Source organism: Acinetobacter sp. AOR34_HL (assembly GCF_027854795.1).
GTDB classification, from domain to species: Bacteria; Pseudomonadota; Gammaproteobacteria; order Pseudomonadales; family Moraxellaceae; genus Acinetobacter; species Acinetobacter junii.
This window is the reverse complement of sequence record NZ_JAKTID010000059.1, coordinates 1-25,059: the sequence shown is the minus strand read 5'-3', so window position 1 is coordinate 25,059 and position 25,059 is coordinate 1. Positions and strand designations below refer to the sequence as shown.

Sequence of the window (25,059 nt, the reverse complement as noted above, 5' to 3'; positions counted from 1 at the left end):
TTCACGCAGGTTGTGGATGACATTTCCGAGTATCATATTTCATGTGAGATTTTTGATTGTAAAAAGTAAGGTTTAAAATGAACAAGAAAAATAAATTAGTTCTATCCATTTTATTTGGATTTTTGATTCCAGTCTCAGCATCCTATGCTGCTGTACCAACAGATAAAACCATCATTAATTGGATTACTAATTTACAAGATTCAAATGCGAATCCTCAGCAAGCCATTCAGATTGATCACACGGAAAAAGTAAAATTAATTTCTGGCGAAGAAGCTTATTTGTCTGGTGTTAGTTTTGAAAATGCTGGGCGTAACTTTTGGGCGGGTTATGTATTGACTCGACCAAAGCTCAAACAAGCAAAAATTTTAAAAGAGTTTGGTGGTCAATCGAATACATTTAAAGTTCATCCAACGATGTATAAAGGTAAATCGATCGAACTGGTTGAAATCGAAAGTGCTGGTTCGGGACAAGGAACTGTTGAAGCTACTAAAAGTTTAGTTTATTTGAGCCAATGGAATGCCAAGTTGATTACTGAAGTGCAAGAGTCCTCTAATGCTGGTCGCTATGACGAAAAACTTGATGCAGAAGATTGTCGTACAGGATCAGATAACACGGGTTATTTAAACGTGATGCCGTATTCGCCTTATGTTATAAAAACAACGGTGACAGGAAATGCCTGCAATGACAAACCAAAAGGATATAAAGTAAATAGTTTGGTTCTCCCAATCGTCATAAGTGAAATTAAATAAAAAAAGCTAACAAGCGGACTTGTTAGCACAGGAGGAACTTAGAATTGTGAAGCTTAATAGTTAGTGTTTATTTTTCTAGTTATTACTCACGATGCCTATTTTAGTGACTTTGCTTTGCTGAGCTAATGCCATCACCATTGCAATATTTTTATATTCTGCTTGTGGATCGGGTTTAAATTTAATCTGATCCTGATCAGCTTTTTGTGCAACAGATTCAAACAAAACCTTCAATGCTTGGCGATCAGCAACAGCTTGATCGTTCCAGAAAATACGACCTTGTGCATCGACTCTTAAGTTGATGGTTTCAGGTGGTTTCTGATCGGTTAGTGGCGGTGGTGCGCCATTAGGTAAATTGATATTAATGGCATTGTTTGGGATTGGAATTGTGATGATGAACATAATCAATAACACCAGCATGACATCAATTAAAGGTGTCATGTTGACATCGAGCATCACATCATCTTCGCCACTTTTTGGTCCGACATTCATACCCATGACTAACTCCTTATCGTCTGATTAAGGTGAACTAGGCGGAGTAGTGACAAATGCGATTTTGCCAATACCCGCTTGTTGGGTGGTGCTAATTACCTGATCAATTGCAGCGTAGTGCGTCAATTGATCACCACGAATATGAACTTCAGGTTGCGGGCGCTTTTGCGCCTCAACTTGTAAACGAGCAAGTAAAGTTTCTTTATTTGCAACGTATTGTTCATTCCAAAAAATATCGCCAGTTTTGTTGACTGAAAGTTGAATATTTTGAGGGGTGGTGGCGTAAGGCGTATTCTTTTCTTCAGGTAACTTTACAGGAACTGTATGTGTGACCACTGGAACAGTGATTAAAAAGATAATCAAAAGCACCAGCATGATGTCCACAAGCGGAGTGGTGTTGATGGTGCCGATCACATCATCATCACTTTGATCTGAATTTATCATCATGCCCATAATCGTATTCCTTATTTAGAATCACGATTGACAGGATTGCTGCGCAATTCGCCACTGAGTAAAACTGCATGTAAGTCAGAGCCAAATGAACGGATATTGTCCATGACAGCTTTATTGCGACGAGTCAGCCAGTTATAACCAAGTACTGCAGGTACAGCGACAGCTAAGCCAATTGCGGTCATGATTAATGCTTCACCCACAGGCCCAGCAACTTTATCAATAGATGCTTGTCCTGAAATGCCGATCGCAGTCAATGCGTGATAAATTCCCCAAACTGTTCCAAATAAGCCAACGAAAGGTGCAGTTGAACCCACTGTTGCAAGGAATGCCAAGCCGTTACCTAAATGGCTTTGTACTTTATCAATCGCACGTTGAATCGAAATCGTTACCCATGTGTTGAAATCAATGCGTTCTAATAAGGTGCCATCATGATGTTTGGTTGAGTGAATACCTTTTTCAGCGATATAGCGGTACGTGCTGCTAGGATCTAAGCTTTCTTTTGCGCTATTTAACGTATCTGCTTCCCAAAAGTTACGTTCAGCTTCAGTACCATGGCGTTTGATTTTGCTTTGTTGAAATAGTTTTGAAAGGATGATGTACCACGTACCAATTGACATTAAAACAAGGATGAATAAGGTTGTTTTTGCAACGAGATCCCCCTCACGCCATAAAGCTTCTAAGCCATAAGGGTTATGCACTTTTTCTTCAGTCGCAGGAAGAGGTGGTGGTGTTGGTGATGATTGTGTTGTTGGATCAGTCGCGACTGTAGTAATAGCTGTGGGTTGCGTGGTTTCTTCAGCCCAAACAGAACTAATTGGAAGCAAGGTGCTGGTTGAGATAAGACCAATCGCAGCAAATCGAGAGATTGTTTTTACAGTTGTATTCATTTTAAATTCTCCAAAAAATTGTTTAATTCACTTCTATATTTATTAAGAAATCTTGAATGTGTATTCGATTTCATACCAATCTTGTTGAGGTACACCGTCTTTCATCGCTGGTGTGAAGCTACATAAGCTATAAGCTTTGGTCGCGGCTTTATCTAACTCACGTACACCACTCGATTTTTTGACTTTTGCATCGATTACTTTGCCCGAGCTATCCACAAGTAAGCGCATACGCACAGTACCTTCTTCACCAGCCATTTCCTGTTCACGTGGATAACCAGGCTCTTTACAACCAGCTTCACCTTCTGAAACGCCTCGTGAAATTCCAGCTGGTTTTGCAGGTGCTGGGGGAGCAGCAGCTGCAATTGGAGCAGCAACAGGGCTAGGACTTGGAGAAGCCGCTGTGACAGGTGCAGGTGTTGCCACTGAAGTTTTGGTTGGTTGTGTAGGTGTTGGTTTTGCAACAGGCGTTACTTTCTCCACCTGCTTAGGCGGATCAGGCATTTTTGCCACTTTCTCAACCATTTTAGGTAGTTCAGGTGGTTTTTCCTCAGGTTTGGGTGGAGGAGGTGGTGGTGGCGGTTCAATATCTTGAATAATCTGAAGTTCTACAGGCTTCTCGACTGGTTTAGTAAAATCAGTGGTTAAACTTGTTACTAAAATATAGGCGATCACAAGATGTAAAAATAAAACTAGACCAAGTCCGACGAGACGTTTGGCAGATTGATTTTCACTTTCAGCAAAGGGTATGCCCATAATTGCTCCTGAAAATGTAATTGTTCACCCATTCATAACTCTAGAGAGTTAAATGCCTTATTTATAAGCAGCCAATTGAGCGGTTTTGGATGAACTGATTACGGTAATTCACTACAGCATTTGGAAATCATGCTGTAGTGATTGGTATTTAAAATTTGAACGTGCTTCGAACAAAATAGGTACGACCAAGTACGTCTGCATAACGTGGGTCATATCCCATTTGAAAGTTATCTAATACATTTGAAGCAGGTGGTTCCTCATCAAACATATTTTTAACTCCAAGCGTTAGTTCTAGATTTTTAAACCCTTTGTATGTTCCTGAAAGGTTGTAAGTTGTGTAGTCACTGACTTTATGGTTTTGACCACCAGAATTTTGATCTTTGTACCCTTTAGAGAAGTTTTGTTGTAAGTTCAATGCCCAATTTTCATAACGCCAGTCTAAATTCGCTGTATGTTTCCAACGTAGAACAATTGCTTGATAATCTAATCCAGCATAGCTTCCAGCAACTCCAACCCAAGGTGTGCCTTTATCTTCTTGATACTTATAATCAGTGACATAAGTACCATCGATATTAAATCCAACTTGACCAGTGCTGGTCATTGGTGAGCGCCATGCCATGCCAACATCAAAGCCAGATGTTTTGATTCCACCTAAGTTTTGATTAGTTGTGTTGATATAGTTCAGTGAGCCATCCGCATTACGAACAAATTTATCGGCATATTGATTTGGATTAGCAAAAATGGCGGTTTCTGAAATAGTAGTGATTTGATTATCAACACTAATATCAAAATAATCTAAAGTGAAAACAAGATTCTTCATAGGTTGGAATACCAAACCTGCAGTGAATGAGTCAGATTTTTCAGGTTCTAAAGACTTATTCCCACCATTTTGTCGATCAAACTGCATTCCGCAATCCCTTGCTGGCAGAGCACCTGTAGCAGGTACACCATTCGGGCATAAAATAGGATCGTTGTAGGTTGCTGCTGTATTGGTCACAGACGTTGGTGAATACATTTCTTGTAAAGTTGGTGCTCTGAAGCCTTTGGTATAGCTTGATCTGAACATTAGTTGTTCGATTGGCTCCCAGCGTAACGAGAATTTAGGATTAAAAGTGTCCCCAAAATCACTGTAATCATCGTATCGAGCAGCAAGCTGTGCTTCTAGCGTCTTATGAATAGGGATATGAAATTCGGTAAAGACAGCTTTGATATTTCGAGAACCTTCATTCACAGGTTCATTAGGATCTATACCTGTACTTGGTGCAATACTAGCGATTTCTGAGATAGTTTTTGATTGCCAATCATCTTTACGATAGCTTGCACCAATAGCAAAACCAACATCTCCAGCAGGTAGTGTGTAGATTGGTCGACTAGCGGTAAAATCGACAATTGTTGAATCTAGTTTTGCGTCTAAATATTTCCCCCGAACACTTAAATTACTCCAAACGTTTCCATCATCAGCTGATTGAGTGCCAAATGGATTAAGTGTGCCATTTAATAAAGCTTCTGCAGTCTTATCGTAATTTAGATATCCACTTAAAACGTTATCGGCTGCATTGCTTCGTGCATAAGTGATGCCTGTATTGATATCCCAACCGTAAGCCTCACCTTCGATTCCAGCAAAGATACGATGTGAATCATTAACACTGTTACTTACGCGATTACCAGCTTGTGAACGAAGATATAATTCTAAAGGTCCACTGACCCCATCCATTGCAGGTGTGATTCCTTGACCTGGATAGTATTTACTATCTGGATTCATAGGTAAATCAAAGAAAACATCTGGGGCTACTGATGTTGTAACTTCGCTTCTAGCATATAAATATTCACCAATTGCATTGAAGTTATCGTTAAGTTTCGCAGTTATTCTTCCCATAACTGAAACATCTTCAGTTTTCGGAACAATACCAATCACTGCTTGACTGTTATAACGGCAAGTTTCTCCACTTGCAGTCACTAGAGGATTATCTCCACAACCTGTCGCTGCGTATGGATTACCAAATACACCTGTTTCAGTGTCATACAAGTTTGCTGGAAAAGAACCGCTACTGGTTCTATTCACACCAAGCTCGGGTAAAATACCTCCTCGTCGACTAGCTTTCCGATCTTGAGCCATGACGTCTTCGCCACGTCGGTAATCAAGGACCCCAAAAGCATTAAAGCCATTTTCATCAAGATCACCAAACCCGCCAAAAATTGAATAGTTTTGCTGTTCACCACCTTTTTGTTCAGGCTGTTGATAGCCAGCACTAAAATTTAGACCCGTGAATTGTTTTTTGGTAATAAAGTTAATTACCCCTCCAATTGCATCTGTGCCATACACTGCGGATGCACCATCACGTAAAACTTCAATGCGATCAAGCATGGCTAATGGAATCACATTTAAATTTGTTACCCCAGTATCGTAAGCATTAGCAGCCAAGCGTCTGCCATTTAACAAAATTAAAGTTTTATTAGCCCCCAAACCTCGTAAGTTTGCTGCTGACCCTGCTGTACGACTTGTACCGACATTTGAAGCAGTAACAAAGTTGGATTGATTGGCGGTGATCTTGGATAAAGCCTCCTCGGTAGAGGTAATCCCCTGTTTTAAAATATCATCGACTTTTACGATTGTAATCGGAGATGCACTCTGTGCAGCAACGCCTTTAATCGATGATCCTGTAACGGCAACTTTGACGACTTTGGCTGGTTTATCCTCCGTGGTCGACTCATTTTCAGCTGCATGGGTCATGGTTAAACACAACATACTGAGACTCAGGGTACTGAGTTTGAGTACGGTTTTGCTCGCTTTTGGCATAGCATTTGATTGAACGAAATTGGTTTTTTTCATTAAATTTATAACCCCTAGTGGATTGTCACTCTTAAAGACTGAACAAGAGCGTTTTAGCAAGACATGTGCCAAATACATTTTTTGGATCAGGTTTAATCTAGAATAAATTGTGTAAAAGCGTTCTAGTTTTATTGAATAAGCTTTTCATATTTTTACTATTTATTAAAAAATTATGAATTTATAAAAATATTTTTTATTGGCATTTTTTTACAGTTTTCTAGGTTTTAGACATGGTATTAAAATGAAACATGCTAATTTTTATGTGCATTTATTTGGTGCATTTTAATTTTATGTATTTTAAAACATGTATTTATAGCCTCTTATTTTGATTGTTAAGAATATTATGAAAAAATGAGATTTTGCATAAAGTTACTTTTAATTAGGATGAATAAATATTGATTGGAGGGGTGAATAGACGGGAGTCTAATTTTTCTATTTTTAAATTTGTTTGAAAAGTGGCATGAAATTAGCAATGTAATTTTGGGTCTTGATGTCGGTTTTACATCTGAATTATTTTTATGATTGGTAAAAATATCACAAACCATTCATTTTTGTGAACAAGATCATTGGATTAAGTCAGGCAGGTAAGATCGATGTGTGGTTGAATGCTATTCGAAAGTCTAGTATTTATTAAAAAACGATAATGTGAGCATTGAATTGAAGTCTAAATTTTTTACGGTCGCTTTGTTCTCAACCGTTATTGTATTTGCTCCTTTGGGAAACGCTAAAACTCCAGCGCAAGCGGATAAGGTGCTTCGAATCGCATTTGAAGCACCTGACGATGGTTTTGATATGGTCAAAACTTTTAATTTTTATAGCGGTAATGTAGCCGATGTTATTTTTGAGAGATTGCTGCAATACGATTATCTAGCTAATCCTGTCAAGTTGGTTCCAGCTACGGCACAAAGTATGCCTGTGATCAAAGAAAATGGGAAAGTTTATATATTTAAAATAAAGCCAGGTATTTATTTTACTGCTGATCCAGCATTTAAAGGTCAGCGTAGAGAGTTAATTGCAGAAGACTATGTGTATTCGGTCAAACGTATTTTAGATCCTAAAAATCATTCTTCTTCATATGCATTTATCGACCAGAAAATTGTGGGTGCAAATGCTTTAGTTGAGCAAGCGAAACAAACAGGTCGCTTCAATTATGATGCCAAGATTGAGGGGGTAAAAGCCTTAAATCGATACACACTTCAATTTACCTTGACTCAACCTGATTATAACTTCCCCTATATTCTAGCTTATAGTACGTTTGGTGCTACTGCTCGTGAAGTAGTTGATTATTATAAAGATCGATTGGGAATGCATCCCGTAGGTACAGGACCTTACATGCTGAGTAAGTATGTGCCCCGTAGTAAAATAGAACTAGTAGCTAACCCAGATTATCGAGGTTTTGTTTGGAATTTTAAATCGACAGGAACTGCTTGGGATAACCAGTTGGTTAAAGAAATGACAGGCAAAAAAATGCCTCAAATTGGTAAAGTAAATATCAGTATTATTGAAGAAGAGCAGTCACGTTGGCTGGCATTTCAATCAAAACAACTCGATTTCGATAAACTCACCTCGAGTTCCATTCCTAAAGTTTTAGACCAAAATAATCAACTTAAGCCTGCGATGCGACAAAAGGGGATTCGACTTTATCCGAACAAGGAGGCAGAGATCACCTATACCATGCTGAATATGCGTGATCCAATCATAGGTGGGAACAATTTGGACAAAATTGCATTAAGACGCGCAATTGCGATGTCATTTAATGTTGATGAATATATTCGGATATTAAGAAAAGGACAGGCTGTTAAAGCTGAAATGTTGGTACCCGCGGGGGTAAATGGGCACAATCCAAAATATCGAAGTAGTATTGGCTATAACCCGAGTTTGGCTAATAAATTGTTAGATCATTTTGGTTATAAAAAAGGTGCTGATGGTTATCGAAATCTGCCAAATGGCAAAGCACTTGTTCTAAAAATAAATACTGAAAGTGGCTCATCCTCAGTGATGTATTCGGAGTTGTGGAAAAAGAATTTAGATGCGATCGGCATTCGCGCAGATTTCAGAGTAAGTAACTTCGCCGATAACTTAAAAGCAGCGACGCAATGTCAATATATGATTTGGGGTGGAGCTTGGCATGCAGACTATCCTGAAGGAGAAAATTTCACGCAACTATTATATGGACCGAATGTGGGTAGAGGTAATCAGTCGTGCTATAGCTCATCCGCTTATGATGGTTTGTATAAACAAGCGATGCAACAGCCTCCAGAAAAGCGCATGCCATATTACGAAAAAATGAGTCGTCAAATTGAAGCTGACAATCCTCTAATTTTACAAGATACCCGTATTCGAAATTGGGTGATCCAATCCCACGTTCAAGGTTTTAAAGCCCATCCAATTATGAACAGTAACTGGCAATATTTAGATATTGCTTCACCACGACAAAAATAAGTGTTGAGTTCAAGATGAAGCAAAATTATAAACTTCCATTGAAATCCTACAGTTTGGCGCTTTGTGTTGGGCTTATAGCGAGTTCTACAACAACTTTGACATTTGCTAAAAGTCCAGCTGATCCAAATAAAGTATTGCGTTATGTCTTTCCAGTCGCTGAAACAGGTTTTGATCCTGCAGGTGTACATGATTTGTATTCTGCACACGTGAATGGTTCGATTTTCGAGACTTTATATACATATGATTATTTAGCATCGCCAGCAAAGTTAGTCCCTCGCACGGCAGTCGCATTACCTGAGATTAGTGCAGATGGTTTGACGTATACCATCCGTTTGCAAAAAGGGATTTATTTTGCCAATGATCCTGCTTTTAAAGGAAAAAAACGTGAACTCACGTCTTTTGACTATGCGTATACCTTTAAACGACTCTTGGACCCGAATCTACATTCACCGAACAGTTGGTTACTGGATGGACGTATTGTTGGAATGGATGCGTTACAGAAGCAAGCGCAAAAGAATGGAAAATTCAATTACGACCAACCGATTGTGGGATTACAAACGCCAGACCGATACACATTGGTTATCCGTCTAACTCGACCAGACCAAAACTTTCCAATGTTACTTGCACATCAACCAGCAGGTGCTGTGGCAAGAGAAGTGATCGAAAAATATAGAAACAAAGCTGGGTTTGCGATGGGTCATCCTGTGGGTACAGGACCTTATATGCTATCTCGCTGGACACCAGGTTCAAGAATTATTTTAAAAGCCAATCCTGATTTTCGTAGTTTTGTATGGAATTTTAAAGCGAGTTCCCCTGAAGACCAAAAAATTGTAAAAGCGATGCAAGGCAAAAAAATGCCTCAGATTGGTGTGATTGACATACAAGTGATGGAAGAAGGGCAATCCCGCTGGTTGTCATTCAGTAAAGATGAGGTTGACTTATTTCAACTTGATGGTGAATTGACTGTACAAGCTTTACAAAATGGAAAGTTAAAACCTGAATTGGTGAAAAGAGGTGTGCAATTATCTCGCATAGTTGATCCATCACTTGACTATCATTATTGGAACATGCAAAACCCTGTTGTTGGGGGATTAAGCAAAGAAAAAATAGCCTTACGCCGTGCGATTGCGATGGCATTTTCTGCAGATAACTACATCAATATCTTGCAAAAAGGTGATGCTAAAAAATTACAAGCACCAATCCCAGAAGGTGTTGTTGGTTATGACCCAAATTACAGATCAAGTATTCCTTATTCAGTCAAAGCAGCCAATCTATTATTAGATCGTTATCAGTACAAAGTTGGTACAAATGGTTGGAGAACCTTGCCAAATGGTAAGCCTTTGGTCATAGAGATGACTGTTAGTGGTAGTAGTTTACGTAGTCAACAACAAGCTGAATTCTGGAAGAAAATCCTTGATGGTCTCAAGATACAGATGACCACACAATCTCTCCCATTTTCAGAAGCCTTGAAGTTGGAAAAGCAATGTAAAACCATGTTCAAAGCTTCAGCTTGGATCGCAGATTATCCTGATGCCGATAATTTTATGCAGTTGTTTTATGGCAAAAATATCAATGTAACGAACAATGCTTGTATCAAAATTCCTGAATTTGATCGTCTTTATGAACAAACTCAAAACATGGTGCCAGGTCCAGAGCGCGATGCCATATACAGAAAAATGTCACGTATTTTAGAGGTTTATATGCCTGTACAAGTGATCGGTGCTCGTTACCGAAATATTCTGGCGCAGCCTCGAGTGATTGGTTTTAAAAAGCATCCAATACTTCCTGCGGAGTGGATGTACATCGATATTGATATGAAGAAATAAAATTTAAAGAACTGGAGTAACAATGAAACATTACAATTTAAAACTCACCACCTTCTGCCTACTCACGATGGGAGTTAATCAATTTTCATCGGCAGATAACTTGACTCGACAAACCTTACCGTTATTTCAGTCAAAAGATATACCAGCATTATGTGACGCCAAAATTAACGATGTTAAAAAGCAGCTTACGTCCTTAGAAGCTCTTCAACTCGCTCAAGATACGCCAGCCGCTCCAATATTGGCAAAATGGGATGCGATTCTTGCTTCTTTTGAGGATTTTTACGGTCCAATCGGTTTATATAGCAACGTAGATCCTGATGAAGCAGTTCGCAAAGCTGCAGAAGATTGTGAGGTTAAAATTAGTCAGTTTCAAACTGAAATTTTGCAAAACTCAAAGCTTTATCAACAATTTAAAAAAATTAAATCTACTGATCCTATCGATCAAAAGTTTCAAGCTGATATCTTGAAAGATTTTGAAGAAAAAGGGATACAACTCCCTGTTGATAAACAGCAGCGTTTAAAAGAAATATTGGATCAACTCACTAAAATAGAGCAGGAATATAGTCGGAACGTTCGTGATAATAAGCAGAAGCTAGAATTTACTGCTGCTGAGTTAAAAGGTTTACCACAAAGCTATATTGATGCTTTAAAGAAAAATGAAAAAGGAAGTTATTTACTAGGATTTGAATATCCAGAATATCGTCCATTTATGGAGCTTGCAGAAAATGACGAGGCACGAAAGCGTTATCAAGTCGCATTTACACGCCGTGGTGGTGAAAAGAATCTGAATTTATTAAAACAAGCTGTCGATTTGAGATATGAACTTGCAAAACTGTTTGGAAAATCAAGTTATGCTGAATGGGTTTTACAAAAACGCATGGCAAAAACACCTGAGGCAGTGAATACCTTTCTGGCAGATATTCATGCAACAGTTTCGCCTTTAGAACAAAAAGAAGTACAAACCTTACAAGCATTTAAAGCTCAAACATTAAATATTCCACTTGAGCAAGCCAAAATCGAACGTTGGAGTGAAGCATACTGGAGTGAAAAGTTACGCAAAGCTAAATATCAAGTAGATCAAGAAAAACTGCGTGAATATTTTCCAACTCAAGCAGCACAAGATTGGTTATTTGCGATTTCATCTAATTTATATGGTATCGAGTTTAAACCTGTAAAAGTGCCTGCTTGGCAAGATGAAGTTGAATATTACGATGTAACGGATACCAAAACTGGAAAATTGCTGGGCGGACTATACATGGACAAATTCCCACGTGAAGGGAAATATGGTCATGCTGCTGTGTGGAGTGTTTATGGGCGAAGTACATTAACTGATCGTAAACCTATTTCAGCTTTAGTGACTAACTTTAACCGTCAAGGATTGACCAGTGATGAGTTAGAAACTTTTGTACATGAGTTTGGACATGCTTTACATGGCATCCTTTCCAACACTCGATATTCATCACAAACGGGCACTACCGTTGAGCGAGATTTTGTAGAAGCACCTTCTCAGATGTATGAAGAATGGGCAAGACGAAAAGAGACACTTTCTAAACTTGCAGATTATTGTCAACCTGCCTGCCCACGAGTTGATGATGCATTAATTAAAAAGCTAGCTGCTGTACATAGTTACGGTCGTGGTTTGCATTATGCACGTCAAACTTTATACGCCCAGTATGATATGGCATTGCATGGAACGGATGCTTTGAAGGTACAGCCATTGGATGTGTGGAAGAAAATGGAAAATGCTACAGCACTTGGGTACGTACCAACAACTGAGTTCCCTGGACAGTTCAATCACATCATGAATGGTTATCAAGTAGGTTATTACGGATATATGTGGTCTGAGGTTATGGCTTTGGATATGTTGTCGGCATTTGGCGATAACTTAAATAATCCAAAAGTTGGTCAGCATTATCGACAAACAATTTTATCTCAAGGTAGCCAAAAACCAGCAGAAAAGTTAGTCGAAGATTTCCTCGGACGTAAACCGAACAACAAAGCATTTTTTGATGAAATTACAGGTCAACGAGTGAAATAAGGGAGCATCTTTATGCTGGCATATATCATACGCCGTATATGGCAGATGATCCCAACGATGCTCGGGGTCGTGCTGCTGATTTTTTTCTTATTCAATTGGGTGGGGGGAGATCCTGCATATATCTTGGCAGGAAAAATGTCGAATCCTGAGCAAATAGAAAATATCCGACAACAGTTAGGCGTCGATCAGCCTTATTACGTTCAACTTTGGATCTTTATCAAGCAGATTCTAAGCTTCGATTATGGTGTGAGTTGGAGTACAGGTGAATCGGTCTCGCAAATTATAAGTACGCGTTTAGGACCATCTTTAACGATTTTGATTCCATTGACGATTTTACAAACCGTTATTTCGATCATTTTGGCGTTGGCTGTTGCCTCAGTGCGAGGAAGTTTGACTGATCGTATGGTAATGATGCTTTGCACGATTGGAATGTCGATTAGTATTTTGGTTTATATCATTATTTTTCAATACTTCTTTGCTTATCAGCTTGGTTGGTTTCCAGTTCAAGGCTGGAGCGATAGCTTCAGTGAAAATCTATTCAAATATGCATTATTACCTGTTCTTATCATGTTGGTGGTAAGTATCGCCCCAACGTTAAGACTGTATCGTAGCTTTATTTTGGATGAGGTGAATCAGGACTATGTGCGCACGGCACGCGCTAAAGGGGTGAGTGAACGACGTGTCTATGGCGTGCATGTTTTACGCAATGCTTCGATTCCGATTGTGACGGATGTGATGGCAACTTTACCCGCTTTGTTAATTGGTGCCTTTTTGATCGAACGCTTTTTTGGTATTCCGGGGATCGGTCGAGAAGTCATTATTGCCGTTGAGCGAAGTGATTTTCCTGTGATTAAAGCGATTACGGTATACGTCGCCGCTGCAACCATGTTTTTTAACTTAATTGCTGATCTGATTTATAAATTAATCGATCCGCGTGTAGAGTTGAAGTAGGTGAACTATGCTGAGTGTATTATCAAAACGAAAAGAGCAAGTTCAGACTAACACCGCATCTTCAGGATTATGGCGTTTGGCAGTACAACGATTAAAAGCAGATCGTATTGCTATGGCATCCTTATTCATCGTATTCGCCTATTTCATTGTGTTGCTATTATCTGTTACAGGCGTAATCGCCTCGGATTGGAACAAAGAGGTCGCAGTCAGTTACGCGCCGCCAACCTTTATGGGCGCTGATACTGAAGATTCGCCTCTGAGTCCAGTCGCCAAGCAAGTGGAAGTTCTACCTGAAAATCCAGTCGATCCTTTAAAAGATATTTTACGGGAATTAAATACTCAAACAGCACAACAAACCTCAGGCTATGGAGCCATTGATTACTACGGTGTAACCGATCCATTGGCATCGGATATGCAAGCAATCAATCAGCAACTTGGAGGCGAGTTACTTGATCAAAAGCAAGAGCTGAAATCAACTTTGGCATTCGGTGCAGATAAATGGGGGCAAGATGTTCTCCTTAAAACGATTAAAGGCGCAGAAACTTCGATTCTTGTAGGATTACTATCAGCACTTTTAGCTGTTGTAATTGGGACATTTCTTGGTGCAATCGCGGGATATTTTGGTGGTTGGGTAGATGATGTGCTCAATTGGTTCTATAACATCTTTACTTCAATACCTTATCTATTATTGGTTTTGGCTGTTGCAGCAGTTTTGCAGCAGAAAGGTATTCTTTCGATTGTATTAATTCTAGGTTTAACAGGCTGGACAGGAGTGTTCCGTTTGATTCGTGCTGAATATATGAAGCATAAATCTCGTGAATATGTACTTGCTGCCAAAGCAATTGGGGTCAGCCATTTCCGCCGTATGTTTGTGCATATTTTCCCGAACGTGAGTCATATCGCGTTGGTTCAGATTTCAATTCTAGTGGTAGCGTTTATCAAGTCAGAAGTGATCTTAAGCTTCCTCGGCTTTGGCGTTCCTGTCGGTGTTGTGTCATGGGGCAGTATGTTGAATGAGGCGCAAACCGAATTGATTTTAGGTAAATGGTGGCAATTGGCTGCCGCATCGATTGCGATGGCGGTGTTAGTGACAGCATTTTCTATGTTTACTGATGCATTACGTGATGCACTAGATCCAAAACTGAAATAGCGGAGTGAGATGCGATGACAACAATAAATGAATCACCGTTATTAAAAGTTGAAAATCTTGAGGTGAGTTTTAAATCCGAGAGTAAGCAATGGATTAAAACTGTTAAAGGGATTTCGTTTAATATCCCAAAGAATAAAACAGTTGCCTTAGTTGGAGAGTCGGGAAGTGGTAAATCAGTCACTTCATTGGCAGTTATGGGATTGTTACCGAAAGGACAAAGTCAAATTTCAGAACAGAGCCAAATCCGTTTTGAAGATAAAGACTTACTTAATCTATCTGTTGCAGAGCTACGTAATATTTGTGGAAAAGATATTGCGATGATTTTCCAAGAACCAATGTCGTCATTAAATCCTGTATTTACCGTTGGTGATCAAATTGCAGAGGTTTTGCGTATCCACTTGGGTATGGGGCGTAAACAAGCTCGTGCACGTGTTTTAGAATTATTGAAAGAAGTCGGTATTCCATCCCCCGATACCAAGATCGATGCTTATCCAAGTCAATTATCTGGTGGTCAACAACAACGTGTGATGATTGCGATGGCGATCGCTTGTGAACCGAAACTACTGATTGCGGATGAGCCGACTACTGCACTAGATGTCACTATTCAAAAACAAATTATTGATTTGTTGGAGTCTTTGCGTCAGCGTCGTGAAATGTCAATGTTGTTTATTACCCATGATTTGGCATTGGTCGGTGAAATTGCCGATGAAGTGATTGTAATGCGTCATGGTGAAATTCGTGAAAGTGGAGATGCTCAACAAGTTTTAGAACAACCGAATGATGTCTATACGCGAGCATTGTTGCATTGTCGTCCACAACTATCTTCACGTCCATATCGTTTACCTGTGACCAGTGACTTTATGAAACAAGAAAATGGTCAGCTTATCGAAGCCATTAATCTGTCAACGTCTCATCTGCAAGAACGTAGTCGTGGCTTAACAGGTGATGAGCCGATTATCTTGGATGTACAAAATCTCAAAAAATCATTTTATAGTCGTAAAGGATTATGGGGACGTGATGAGTTTCAGGCGGTGAAAGACGTTTCTTTTAAACTGGCTAAGGGCAAAACATTGGGTTTGGTGGGTGAGTCTGGATCTGGGAAAACGACAATTGGTTTGTTACTTATGCGATTGCATGAAGCAACTGGTGGTCAGGCCTTTATAGATGGTAAAGATATTCTTGCGATGTCAGAGAAGGAATTTGCCCTCTATCAACGTAAAATTCAGATCATTTTCCAAAATCCTTACGCATCATTAAATCCTCGGTTTACCATTGGGCAGATTTTACTTGAACCGATGCGTATTCATGCAATCGGTCAAAATGATCAAGAGCGTAAAAAAATTGCACTAGAGCTTTTGGAGCGTGTTAGCCTACCTGTTGAAGCATATGATCGTTATCCACATGAGTTTTCAGGGGGGCAGCGTCAACGGATTGCGATTGCACGTTGCTTAACTTTAAAACCTGAGATTTTGATCTGTGATGAGTCAGTTTCAGCGCTTGATGTGTCTGTACAGGCTCAGGTATTAAACTTGCTTCAGGATTTACAGGATGAGTTTGGTTTGAGTTATATTTTTATTTCTCATGATTTATCTGTGGTGAAATATATTTCAGATCAAGTAATGGTCATGAATCATGGGGAAGTGGTTGAAATTGCAAATTCAGATGAGCTCTATTTGAATCCTCAACATGAATATACCCAAAAATTATTAAAAGCAATTCCACAAGGTATTGCCTAGCTAGTTTTTGATTTTCATATCTAAGTCCAATAAAAAACGCTCAAATTTGAGCGTTTTTTATTTCCATTGCTGAGCAATTAGAACTTTTTAAAACCTTTATTCAGGCCAATGGTTTTACGTCCACTGTTGCCGTTATTATTGGTATTTGGGCGTTGTTGTTCTGGTTGTTCATCATCACGACGTTGTTGACGTAAATAACCTCCACGACGCGCCGCCATTGGTTTTTCACTCATACGTTCAGTACGACGTTTTGCCATACCGAATAAGCCTGTACCTTGACGAGGTTTTAATTCAACTGATTTCGCTAAGTTATCGATATCAGCTTTATCGAGTTCCATCCAGCGACCTGTGCGTAATTCACGTGGCAAAATAACTGTACCGTAACGAGTACGGAGTAGACGACTTACTTTTAAACCTTGTGATTCAAAGATACGACGTACTTCACGATTACGACCTTCTTTCACAACGACTTGATACCAACGGTTAATCCCATCGCCACCAATTTCAGAGAAAGATTCAAACTTAGCAGGACCATCTTCAAGTTCAACGCCCTTGAGCATATTGTTACGGATTTGCGGAGTGACTTCACCCATAACACGAACAGCATATTCACGTTCTACTTCATTTGAAGGGTGCATTAAGCGGTTAGCAAGCTCGCCATCATTTGTAAAAATCAATAAACCAGTACTGTTGATATCAAGACGACCCACCATTACCCAACGATCATTGGCGATTTGGGGTAAGTGATCAAATACAGTAGGGCGTTTCTCAGGATCATTGCGTGAGCAAATCTCACCTTCAGGCTTGTAGTAGATCAATACACGACGACGTATTTCGTCTTCAATCTGGAATTGTACTTTACGACCATCGATACGGAGTTCATCAGTCGGTTCAATACGTTCACCCACTTGGGCGATTTTACCATTGATGCTGACACGACCAGCAGCAATAACTTCTTCCATATAACGACGTGAGCCTAACCCCACTCTCGCCAGTACCTTTTGTAATTTTTCACTCATGACAGCACAACCTTAGACATAATGATCAACAGTTCACCTTCTCAAGACTTCGGCGCATGTGCATCGAGAGCCATGAATGCTTCCTTGGCGTTCTGTAGGGGAGGCAATTGACCTAGCGAAGCTAGACCAAAAGCATTTAAAAATTGAGGCGTTGTAACTAACAACGCGGGTCTTCCAGGTAAATCTCTAAAACCAGATTCTTTAATCCAGTTCCAGTCAAAAAGCGTTCTCAAGTTTTGGTTATTGTTTGAAACACCACGAATTTGTTCAATATCAGCACGTGTTACAGGTTGATGATAAGCAATCACTGCAACCGTTTCGAGTAAAGAAGGAGAAAGTTTCGTCGGACGCTCAGGCCAAACTTGCGCGATAATATTTCGATATTTTGCACGGACTTGAAAACGAAAGCCCTGTGCCGTTTCAATTAATTCAATAGATCGACCATGCTGCAACATTGCAAGCTGTTGCAGAAAAGTACGTAATTGTTGCTTATTATATTGGTTTTGAAATGCTTCTTTTAGTCGTGCTAGTGAAACTGGGGAGTCACTGGCAAATAAAATAGCCTCAATTTGCAACAAAACATCATGATGGATATCTTCAAGAGACATGCCTTCATGCGAATCGAATTGTTCTAAACTCATGCTGATACTCCTTGAATAGTTAATGGAGCCTCGATACCAGAATGAATAATTTGAATTTTTTGTTGTCTCGTGAGTTCTAGAACAGCCATAAATGTTACAACCATTCCCATACGACCTTGTTTGGGATTTAACAGCTCAATAAAACTCAAGCTCAAACCAGTTGCAAGTTGACTTTCGATGAAGGCGATTCGCTCTTCTAACAATATAGGTTCTTGTGCAACAACATGTTTAACGGGTTCAGGACGATTGAATACGCAAAACAAAGCATCACGTAATGCATCTACATCATAACCTTCATAAATCGGGGCAATATGACCTATGCTTACGTTTGTACTAAAAGTATCTCGCTCAAAAATTGGCATTTGCCCTAATTTTTCAGCCGCTTGTTTGATTCTTAAATACGTTTCAAGTCGATCAATAAGTTCTTGTTTTGGATCTTTTTCAAATTGATCTACAGCAACAGGTTTTGGAAGTAACAAACGAGATTTCAAATCGGCGAGTAATGCAGCCATCACCATATAGTCTGCGGTGAGTTCGATATTGAGCGATTTCATGCTATCCATATAAGACAGATATTGGGTAGCGATTGGGGAAATATCCAATTGTAAAAGATCAAATCCATTTTTCTGGATTAAATAGATGAGGAAATCTAGAGGACCCTCAAATTGCTCAAGTAAAATTTCAAATGCAGCAGGGGGAATATACAAATCTTCAGGTATAGCTTCTTGCCATTCGTCAAGCACACGAATGGAAGGAGAAGTCTCCAATGTAGAAGAAAGGATTTGATTCATTACCGTTATAAGCCACGCGAATTTTCAAAAGCATGAAAGAGAAAGTGCGGACACATGCAAATTCACATGTCACAACAAGTTCAGCTATTCTAATCGAATTACCTAATTTAATAAATTGCTCACTTACAAAAACCTTAAGTTTCTCAGGGTATTTTCTATGCTTATGGCATCGTATGCAGTCCATAGATGAATTTTATGGTTAAATTGTCTTCGCATTATAAAAAATTGGCATTTTTTTATGTACAGATATCAAGAAACACAAGAAAACAAATTTGGACAGCTCACCAGTTTTTCAGTTGAGCACTTTAAGCCTTGTGAACTAGTGCGTGGAAATATTGAGGGGAATTATGTCAATTTAATTGATATCAATTCTGAAGTTTCAAATCGAGCTTTTTCCCAAATTTGGAATTGTGTCGCAACAGAACCAGATGAAAGTTGTTGGACCTATTTGCCGTATGCCGCACCATTGAATTTAACTGTACTTACGGAATCACTAAAAAATTCATTTAATTTTAAAGGCTCAACACATTTTCTAATTGAAATTGAGGGTGAAATTTGTGGATGGATTGCTCTGCTTAATCCTAGACTCGACAACGGTGCGATAGAAATCGGCAATGTTTATTTCTCTCATAAAATGAAAAAGTCGAGGGCTGCTACAGAAGCTATTTTTCTATTATTACAACAATGTTTTAAGCAAAGATTTCGACGCATTGAGTGGAAATGTGATGATTGTAATCAACCTTCTAAAGCAGCTGCATTGCGTTTCGGGTTTCAATATGAAGGTTTATTTAGACAAGATCGAATTGTGAAAGGAAGAAATCGCAATACGGCGTGGTTTTCAATTATTGATGAAGAGTGGTCAGATTTAGAGCCAGCTTATCAACAATGGTTAAGTCCAGAAAATTTTGATGCAAAAGGTATTCAGAAAAAGCGGTTATCAGATTTTATATGATTCAATTTAGACATTAAGCATCAAAAATTGCGTATTCGATAATTGATTGACATTGAGATCGAATACACAAGTTTAGATTCTCTAAATCTTCAAATATGTCTTTTACAATCTTAACTTCTAAAAAATATTCAAAACCTTATTGTCATGTTTAATTTGTATAAGCCCTTCTTTGGGTTCTTTGAGTTCAAGGGTGATAGATAGGTTCTAAAAGCCAAGGTTCAATGACATAGATTGTCTGGTCATCAGCATAATCATAAATGTTCACTAACATTTGAAATAGATGCATTTGCTATATCTTTATTATTCAAACGCACTTACATTTCCAACCCCACGACGTACGATCTCTGGGTTTTCTCCAGATAAATCCACGATACTAGTGGTAGATAAAGTACCGAAACCACCATCAATAAATACATCTATGCGTTTACCGAGTTGATTTTCAATATCATAAGGATCATCTAGTGGTTCTGTTTGATCAGGAAGAATCAGGGTGCTTGTGAGTAGTGGTTCGCCGAGCTCTTTTAGCAACGCTTGTGCGATAGGATTGCTAGGAATACGCAAACCAATGGTTTTTTTCTTAGGATGCATCAAACGTTTTGGAACTTCGCTGGTTGCAGGCAAAATAAAGGTGGTTACAGCAGGCGTATTATTTTTAAGCAGTCGATACATTGCATTATCAACTTTTGCATAGGTTGCAATATCTGATAGATCACAACACATAATCGCATATTGATGTTTTGGACCTAGACCGCGAATCTGTGCAATTCGCTCCATGGCATTTTTATTTCCAATTTGGCAACCAATTGCATAAGCAGCATCAGTTGGATAAACAACCACATCACCTGCCCGTATGCGATCTACAGCTTGAGTGATTAAGCGTGCCTGTGGATTTTCAGGATGAATATGTAAGTGCAACATTATTATAACTCCCTGATCTTTATGGCTGAATTAAGTATGAAACGTGTTAAGGGGCGGATGCAAGTCTCAGATGTGAGAATTTTGTCAATCAATCAAGCGATTCACGTTTAAATTCATCAAGTTGTAATGCTCGTCCATTACGCGTACACAAGCAGATATAATAAATGAAGTGTGCAGCATCACGAGGTAATTTAGACTCACCTGAAAAAAAGCGTTTTACTTGATTAAAAACATTGTCTTTAAACAAAGCACCATCACCACCTTCGCCAGTTAAGTTATCTAAAGAGACACGAAACTTTCGACCAAATGCAGTTGCAAATAACCATTCAATCGCTTGGGGTTTGATTTCTACTTGTTCAAAAAGCGCTTGCTGTTCCGCAGTTCGACCATCAGGTGCATACCAATAACCTAGATCAGGTAACTTTCTACGTTGTTCCCCTGAAATCGTCCAATGACTAATTTCATGTAAGGCACTATTAAAAAAACCATGAGCAAATTGGATTCGTGCAGGTAGCTGATCTGTCGCTGGGAAATATTCTGGTTCAAAATCACCTTTAACAAGCGTGACATTATGGTGGGAAAACCAGTGATTAAAGTGTAAAATAAGCCAATCAACCTGTTCTGGTTCTGTTGTTAACGTTTGCCAAGATGAGCGTTGCACTTGATCTGGTGTTAACATAGGAGCAGTGATTGAATGGGGGCTAACAAGTGATGAAGTTGTTACTTCAAGTTGCGGCTGCAACAGATACATTGCTGTGTTACCACGAGTTCTGTCTAAAGAAGTGCAAAATTGTATCTTAATCTTTGACAGAGTACCGATGAATTTGTAGAATTGCCGCCTTAATTATGTCAGCAAATACTTTTCCAAGCCAAATCGAGCCATTTAAATGGGCTGAACAGGGCTATACATGGTCAGGAATACTGCCATTGTCTCGCTTTGCTCGTATTGCTCGAGAAGCTGTTGGTTCAATTGGTGATCAATTGATCAACATAGACTGTAAGCTATCAATGGATGCCTATCATCGTATTGTATGGTTAGATGGACATATTGATACTAAAGTTCCAATGGAATGCCAACGTTGTTTGGGATCTGTTGAAATTGAATTAGTCTCAGAATTTCATTTAGCTTTAATTGATGATGAGTTACTGATAGAGCGATTGGATGAGGATGCTGATTTCATCGTTTTAGGTGAAAGTGAATCGTCGAAAAAAGGGAGTATTGATACACCTGCTTCGATTGATTTATTCGCATTGCTAGAAGATGAATTGTTATTGTTGATGCCTTTGTCTCCCAAACATGGTGTTTGTGAGCATAAACATCAACCTGCCCTTCAGGACGTTGTCGAAGAAAAGCGGGATAATCCGTTTGATGTTTTGGCAAGTTTGAAAGGCAAACTTAACTCATAACACAATTTGTGTTATCATGTTGAGTTAAGACAACTGAATTTGTTCTGATCCATTTTTCGATCTTTGTAAGGAGCCATCATGGCCGTTCAGCAAAACCGTAAAAGTCGCTCTCGCCGTGACATGCGCCGTTCACATGACGCTTTAACCGAGAATGCATTATCTGTAGACCAAACTACTGGTGAAACTCATCGTCGTCACCACGTGACTAAAGACGGTATTTACCGTGGTCGTCAATTATTCGCTAAAGCAGCTGATGCTGAATAATTGAATCATATGCATTAAGCGTTAGCTTAAAGTATAGAAAAAATGGGAGCGAAAGCTCCCTTTTTTGTTGTTTTTCGCAATTATAAAACGATTTAATCAATGTTAAATTTCCGCATCGAGAAAAAGTCTGCTGCTATTCTCATGTAGAATCATGAGAAATGATGAAACTGGCAATAGACCATTTTAAGGATTTTTATATGTCGACTAAACGACTTGAGCAGGCAGCTCAAGCAACAAAAACCGCATTTGTATTCCCAGGTCAAGGCTCGCAAAAAGTAGGTATGCTGGCTGAACTTGCTGAGCAGTTTGGTGTGATCAAAGAAACCTTTGATGAAGCATCAAATGCATTAGGTTTTGATTTATGGCATATCGCGCAAAGCGGAGAAGGTTTAGATCAAACTGAAAATACACAACCTGTTTTATTAACCGCTAGTATCGCGTTATGGCGCGTATGGTTGGAGTTAGGTGGTGTAGTACCAAAATACTTGGCAGGACACTCTCTAGGTGAATACAGTGCTTTAGTTGCTGCGGAAGCGATGACATTGGGAGATGCTGTAAAACTAGTGAATTTGCGTGGGAAACTCATGCAAAATGCAGTTCCTCAAGGAGCAGGTGCTATGGCTGCAATTCTAGGTCTTGATGATCAGAAAGTGGTTGAGCTTTGCCAAGCTGCGACAGCAAATGGCGAGGGTTCGGTTGAAGCTGCCAATTACAATGCGCAAGGTCAAGTTGTGATTGCAGGAACTGCGACTTTAGTCCAACAGGTTATCGCTGCTGCAAAGGAGCAATCAGGCAAAGCCATTGCGCTACCAGTATCTGTGCCTTCACATTGCTCATTAATGAAGCCAGCAGCAGAACAGTTTGCTGAAGCTTTGGAACAAACTGCCATTGAGCTACCACGCCTTCCTGTAATACAAAATGTCAACGCGGAAATTGCGACAGATGTTGCTCAATTGCGTCAGGCATTAACGGCTCAGTTGTATGAGTCAGTGCAATGGACTCGTACCATGAAATATCTGCAAGATCAAGGTATTCAGTATGTGGTCGAATGTGGACCTGGGACTGTACTGAGTAATCTTGCGAAGCGATTACCGAACATAGAAAAAGCATTTGCGATTGATAGCAAAGCACGTATGGAAGATGCCCTAAACGCAGTATTAGTGGCAGAAGGAAAAATTGCATGACACAACAACGAAAAGTTGCGTTAGTGACAGGAGCTAGCCGAGGCATTGGCGCAGCAATTGCACAGCAGCTCATTCAAGACGGTTTTTTTGTAGTTGGCACCGCGACTTCTGAATCAGGCGCGCAAAAACTGACAGAAAGCTTTGCTGAGAACGGTGCGGGTGCTGTACTTGACGTTCGAAATGGTGAAGCGATTGATGCACTGGTAACAGATATCGAGCAAAAATACGGTTCTGTCTTAGTTCTAGTGAACAATGCTGGGATTACGAAAGATAATTTGTTACTTCGTATGTCTGAAGATGATTGGGACGATATTCTCAATATTCATCTCAAAGCTGTTTACCGTCTCTCGAAGCGTGTTTTGAAAGGTATGACTAAAGCACGTTTTGGTCGAATTATTAACATTAGTTCAGTGGTTGCACATTTTGCAAATCCAGGCCAAGCCAACTACTCAGCAGCAAAAGCAGGGATTGAAGCATTCAGTCGTAGTTTAGCTAAAGAGATGGGCAGCCGTCAGATTACTGTAAATAGTGTTGCACCTGGATTCATCGCGACTGAAATGACTGATCAGTTAAGCGAAGATGTTCGTAAAAAAATGACTGATCAAGTAGCTTTAAATCGTCTAGGTGAGCCTCAAGATATTGCGCATGCAGTGAGTTTCCTTGCAAGCGATAAAGCTAGTTACATTACTGGTACAGTTTTACACGTAAATGGTGGTTTATACATGGCCTAACTGGCGATGTATAAACTTTTAAAAAATTTTATATTCAATTAAACTAGTGGCAAATTAAAACGCCACAAGCAATGAGGAGAATTCCTGTGAGCGATATCGAACAACGCATCAAACAAGCAGTAGCTGAACAATTAGGTATGCGTGCTGAAGAGATTAAAAACGAAGCATCTTTCATGGATGACTTAGGTGCTGACTCTTTAGATTTGGTTGAACTTGTAATGTCTTTTGAAAATGATTTTGACATCACGATTCCAGATGAAGATTCAAATGAAATCACTACAGTTCAATCTGCAATTGATTATGTAACTAAGAAACTTGGTTAATCATATCACATGATTAAAAGCCACCTTTTTCGGTGGCTTTTTTATATGTTCAACTTTTCATATGAATAGATGTAAAAATATCTTACAAAAAAATAAACTATAAATATGAAAATAATTTATTTGAGTGTATAAATTTTATGCTATTTAAAATAATGTAGGACTTACGCATTGACGGATTCAAAAAAGTACTAAAATACTTTATAAAGTATCTGTGATCAGACGAATTAAACATGCTTCTACAGCAACTTGTACTCTACCCATTTATATGGGCTTTCTCATGACAGAACCGAACTCTATTAGCTGCACACAACTTGCCGAGACTTATAATATCTCGCATGATAGTGTAAATCGCTTTCTAGAGCGTGAAGATTACACACCTCACGACCTATATCAAGAATCAATTCAACATATTGATAATAACAAACTTATAGTCAGTATTGATGATACTGTTTTAGATAAACCATATAGTCAACATATGGACTTAGTTAGCTATTTTTGGTCAGGCAAACACCACCGATCCGTCAA

23 protein-coding genes and 1 pseudogene are annotated in these 25,059 nt (G+C 39.2%); 14 read left to right on the top strand and 10 right to left on the bottom strand.

All coding sequences use genetic code 11. The features are described from left to right. Positions 1-77: 77 nt before the first annotated feature. Positions 78-749 carry a hypothetical protein gene (locus MKL32_RS10410; RefSeq protein ID WP_112987366.1) on the top strand — a complete coding sequence of 224 codons (672 nt, stop codon included), beginning with the start codon at positions 78-80 and terminating at the stop codon, positions 747-749. A 75-nt stretch (positions 750-824) separates the two neighbouring features. Here MKL32_RS10410 and MKL32_RS10405 read toward each other — a convergent pair whose 3' ends face one another. From MKL32_RS10405 to MKL32_RS10385, 5 genes are all read right to left on the bottom strand, one after another. Further along, complete coding sequence (locus MKL32_RS10405; RefSeq protein WP_125318510.1) at positions 825-1,244, bottom strand: ExbD/TolR family protein; 420 nt, start codon at positions 1,242-1,244, stop codon at positions 825-827. A 21-nt stretch (positions 1,245-1,265) separates the two neighbouring features. Next, on the bottom strand, positions 1,266-1,691 hold the full coding sequence (locus tag MKL32_RS10400) for an ExbD/TolR family protein (protein WP_004914066.1): 426 nt from the start codon (positions 1,689-1,691) through the stop codon (positions 1,266-1,268). Between the two features lie 11 nt (positions 1,692-1,702). Beyond that, positions 1,703-2,578 (bottom strand): MotA/TolQ/ExbB proton channel family protein, encoded by an 876-nt coding sequence (locus tag MKL32_RS10395; RefSeq protein WP_125271945.1) that lies wholly within the window; start codon positions 2,576-2,578, stop codon positions 1,703-1,705. Positions 2,579-2,620: 42 nt separating this feature from the next. Further along, on the bottom strand, positions 2,621-3,331 hold the full coding sequence (locus tag MKL32_RS10390) for an energy transducer TonB (RefSeq protein ID WP_126132429.1): 711 nt from the start codon (positions 3,329-3,331) through the stop codon (positions 2,621-2,623). A gap of 148 nt (positions 3,332-3,479) precedes the next feature. Next, positions 3,480-6,161, bottom strand: a complete 2,682-nt coding sequence (locus tag MKL32_RS10385) for a TonB-dependent receptor (protein WP_171498575.1) — start codon at positions 6,159-6,161, stop codon at positions 3,480-3,482. Positions 6,162-6,818: 657 nt separating this feature from the next. Between MKL32_RS10385 and MKL32_RS10380 the strand changes: the two genes are divergently transcribed. The 6 genes from MKL32_RS10380 to MKL32_RS10355 are packed head-to-tail and all read left to right on the top strand — an operon-like array spanning position 6,819 to position 16,304. Beyond that, a complete protein-coding gene (locus MKL32_RS10380) occupies positions 6,819-8,603 on the top strand; it encodes an ABC transporter substrate-binding protein (RefSeq protein WP_270900510.1) in 1,785 nt (594 codons plus the stop codon). A 14-nt stretch (positions 8,604-8,617) separates the two neighbouring features. Then, positions 8,618-10,429, top strand: a complete 1,812-nt coding sequence (locus MKL32_RS10375; protein ID WP_270900509.1) for an ABC transporter substrate-binding protein — start codon at positions 8,618-8,620, stop codon at positions 10,427-10,429. A 22-nt stretch (positions 10,430-10,451) separates the two neighbouring features. Further along, the gene (locus tag MKL32_RS10370; protein ID WP_270900508.1) at positions 10,452-12,467 is read left to right on the top strand and encodes a M3 family metallopeptidase; all 2,016 of its coding nucleotides are present in this window, start codon (positions 10,452-10,454) and stop codon (positions 12,465-12,467) included. Between the two features lie 12 nt (positions 12,468-12,479). Next, the gene (locus tag MKL32_RS10365; RefSeq protein WP_004914054.1) at positions 12,480-13,418 is read left to right on the top strand and encodes an ABC transporter permease; all 939 of its coding nucleotides are present in this window, start codon (positions 12,480-12,482) and stop codon (positions 13,416-13,418) included. A 7-nt stretch (positions 13,419-13,425) separates the two neighbouring features. Beyond that, positions 13,426-14,568, top strand: a complete 1,143-nt coding sequence (locus MKL32_RS10360; RefSeq protein ID WP_270900507.1) for an ABC transporter permease — start codon at positions 13,426-13,428, stop codon at positions 14,566-14,568. A 14-nt stretch (positions 14,569-14,582) separates the two neighbouring features. Then, positions 14,583-16,304, top strand: coding sequence for an ABC transporter ATP-binding protein (locus MKL32_RS10355; RefSeq protein ID WP_125271939.1), 1,722 nt, complete (start codon positions 14,583-14,585; stop codon positions 16,302-16,304). A gap of 77 nt (positions 16,305-16,381) precedes the next feature. Here the strand turns inward: MKL32_RS10355 and rluB are convergent, their stop codons facing one another. Genes rluB through MKL32_RS10340 form a run of 3 tightly spaced genes read right to left on the bottom strand, consistent with a single transcriptional unit; the run spans position 16,382 to position 18,755 of the window. Then, entirely contained in the window at positions 16,382-17,323 is a 942-nt protein-coding gene (gene rluB, locus MKL32_RS10350) for a 23S rRNA pseudouridine(2605) synthase RluB (protein WP_004914044.1), read from the bottom strand. Positions 17,324-17,364: 41 nt separating this feature from the next. Further along, a complete protein-coding gene (scpB, locus tag MKL32_RS10345) occupies positions 17,365-17,964 on the bottom strand; it encodes an SMC-Scp complex subunit ScpB (RefSeq protein WP_125271938.1) in 600 nt (199 codons plus the stop codon). Then, a complete protein-coding gene (locus MKL32_RS10340) occupies positions 17,961-18,755 on the bottom strand; it encodes a segregation and condensation protein A (protein ID WP_270900506.1) in 795 nt (264 codons plus the stop codon). The genes scpB and MKL32_RS10340 overlap by 4 nt, the downstream gene beginning before the upstream one ends. A gap of 238 nt (positions 18,756-18,993) precedes the next feature. Here MKL32_RS10340 and MKL32_RS10335 point away from each other — a divergent pair, with 238 nt between their 5' ends. Further along, positions 18,994-19,707 (top strand): GNAT family N-acetyltransferase, encoded by a 714-nt coding sequence (locus tag MKL32_RS10335; RefSeq protein ID WP_270900505.1) that lies wholly within the window; start codon positions 18,994-18,996, stop codon positions 19,705-19,707. A gap of 300 nt (positions 19,708-20,007) precedes the next feature. On the opposite strand, the gene MKL32_RS10330 is transcribed toward MKL32_RS10335, so the two are convergent. Further along, positions 20,008-20,625, bottom strand: a complete 618-nt coding sequence (locus MKL32_RS10330) for an L-threonylcarbamoyladenylate synthase (protein ID WP_204379203.1) — start codon at positions 20,623-20,625, stop codon at positions 20,008-20,010. Between the two features lie 88 nt (positions 20,626-20,713). Further along, positions 20,714-21,376: an elongation factor P hydroxylase gene (locus tag MKL32_RS10325; protein ID WP_270900504.1), complete on the bottom strand. Its 663-nt coding sequence runs from the start codon at positions 21,374-21,376 to the stop codon at positions 20,714-20,716. A 95-nt stretch (positions 21,377-21,471) separates the two neighbouring features. Here MKL32_RS10325 and MKL32_RS10320 point away from each other — a divergent pair, with 95 nt between their 5' ends. The 6 genes and pseudogenes from MKL32_RS10320 to MKL32_RS10295 all read left to right on the top strand — a co-directional run. Further along, positions 21,472-22,032 (top strand): YceD family protein, encoded by a 561-nt coding sequence (locus MKL32_RS10320; RefSeq protein ID WP_004960137.1) that lies wholly within the window; start codon positions 21,472-21,474, stop codon positions 22,030-22,032. A gap of 78 nt (positions 22,033-22,110) precedes the next feature. Continuing rightward, positions 22,111-22,296: a 50S ribosomal protein L32 gene (gene rpmF, locus MKL32_RS10315; RefSeq protein WP_004638135.1), complete on the top strand. Its 186-nt coding sequence runs from the start codon at positions 22,111-22,113 to the stop codon at positions 22,294-22,296. A gap of 197 nt (positions 22,297-22,493) precedes the next feature. Next, on the top strand, positions 22,494-23,480 hold the full coding sequence (gene fabD, locus MKL32_RS10310; protein ID WP_125271935.1) for an ACP S-malonyltransferase: 987 nt from the start codon (positions 22,494-22,496) through the stop codon (positions 23,478-23,480). Beyond that, positions 23,477-24,211 (top strand): 3-oxoacyl-ACP reductase FabG, encoded by a 735-nt coding sequence (fabG, locus tag MKL32_RS10305; RefSeq protein ID WP_125271934.1) that lies wholly within the window; start codon positions 23,477-23,479, stop codon positions 24,209-24,211. The genes fabD and fabG overlap by 4 nt, the downstream gene beginning before the upstream one ends. Before the next feature lie 86 nt (positions 24,212-24,297). Beyond that, on the top strand, positions 24,298-24,534 hold the full coding sequence (gene acpP, locus MKL32_RS10300) for an acyl carrier protein (RefSeq protein ID WP_004655272.1): 237 nt from the start codon (positions 24,298-24,300) through the stop codon (positions 24,532-24,534). Positions 24,535-24,745: 211 nt separating this feature from the next. Beyond that, positions 24,746-25,059, top strand: a pseudogene (locus MKL32_RS10295) (IS701 family transposase); the annotation flags it as partial.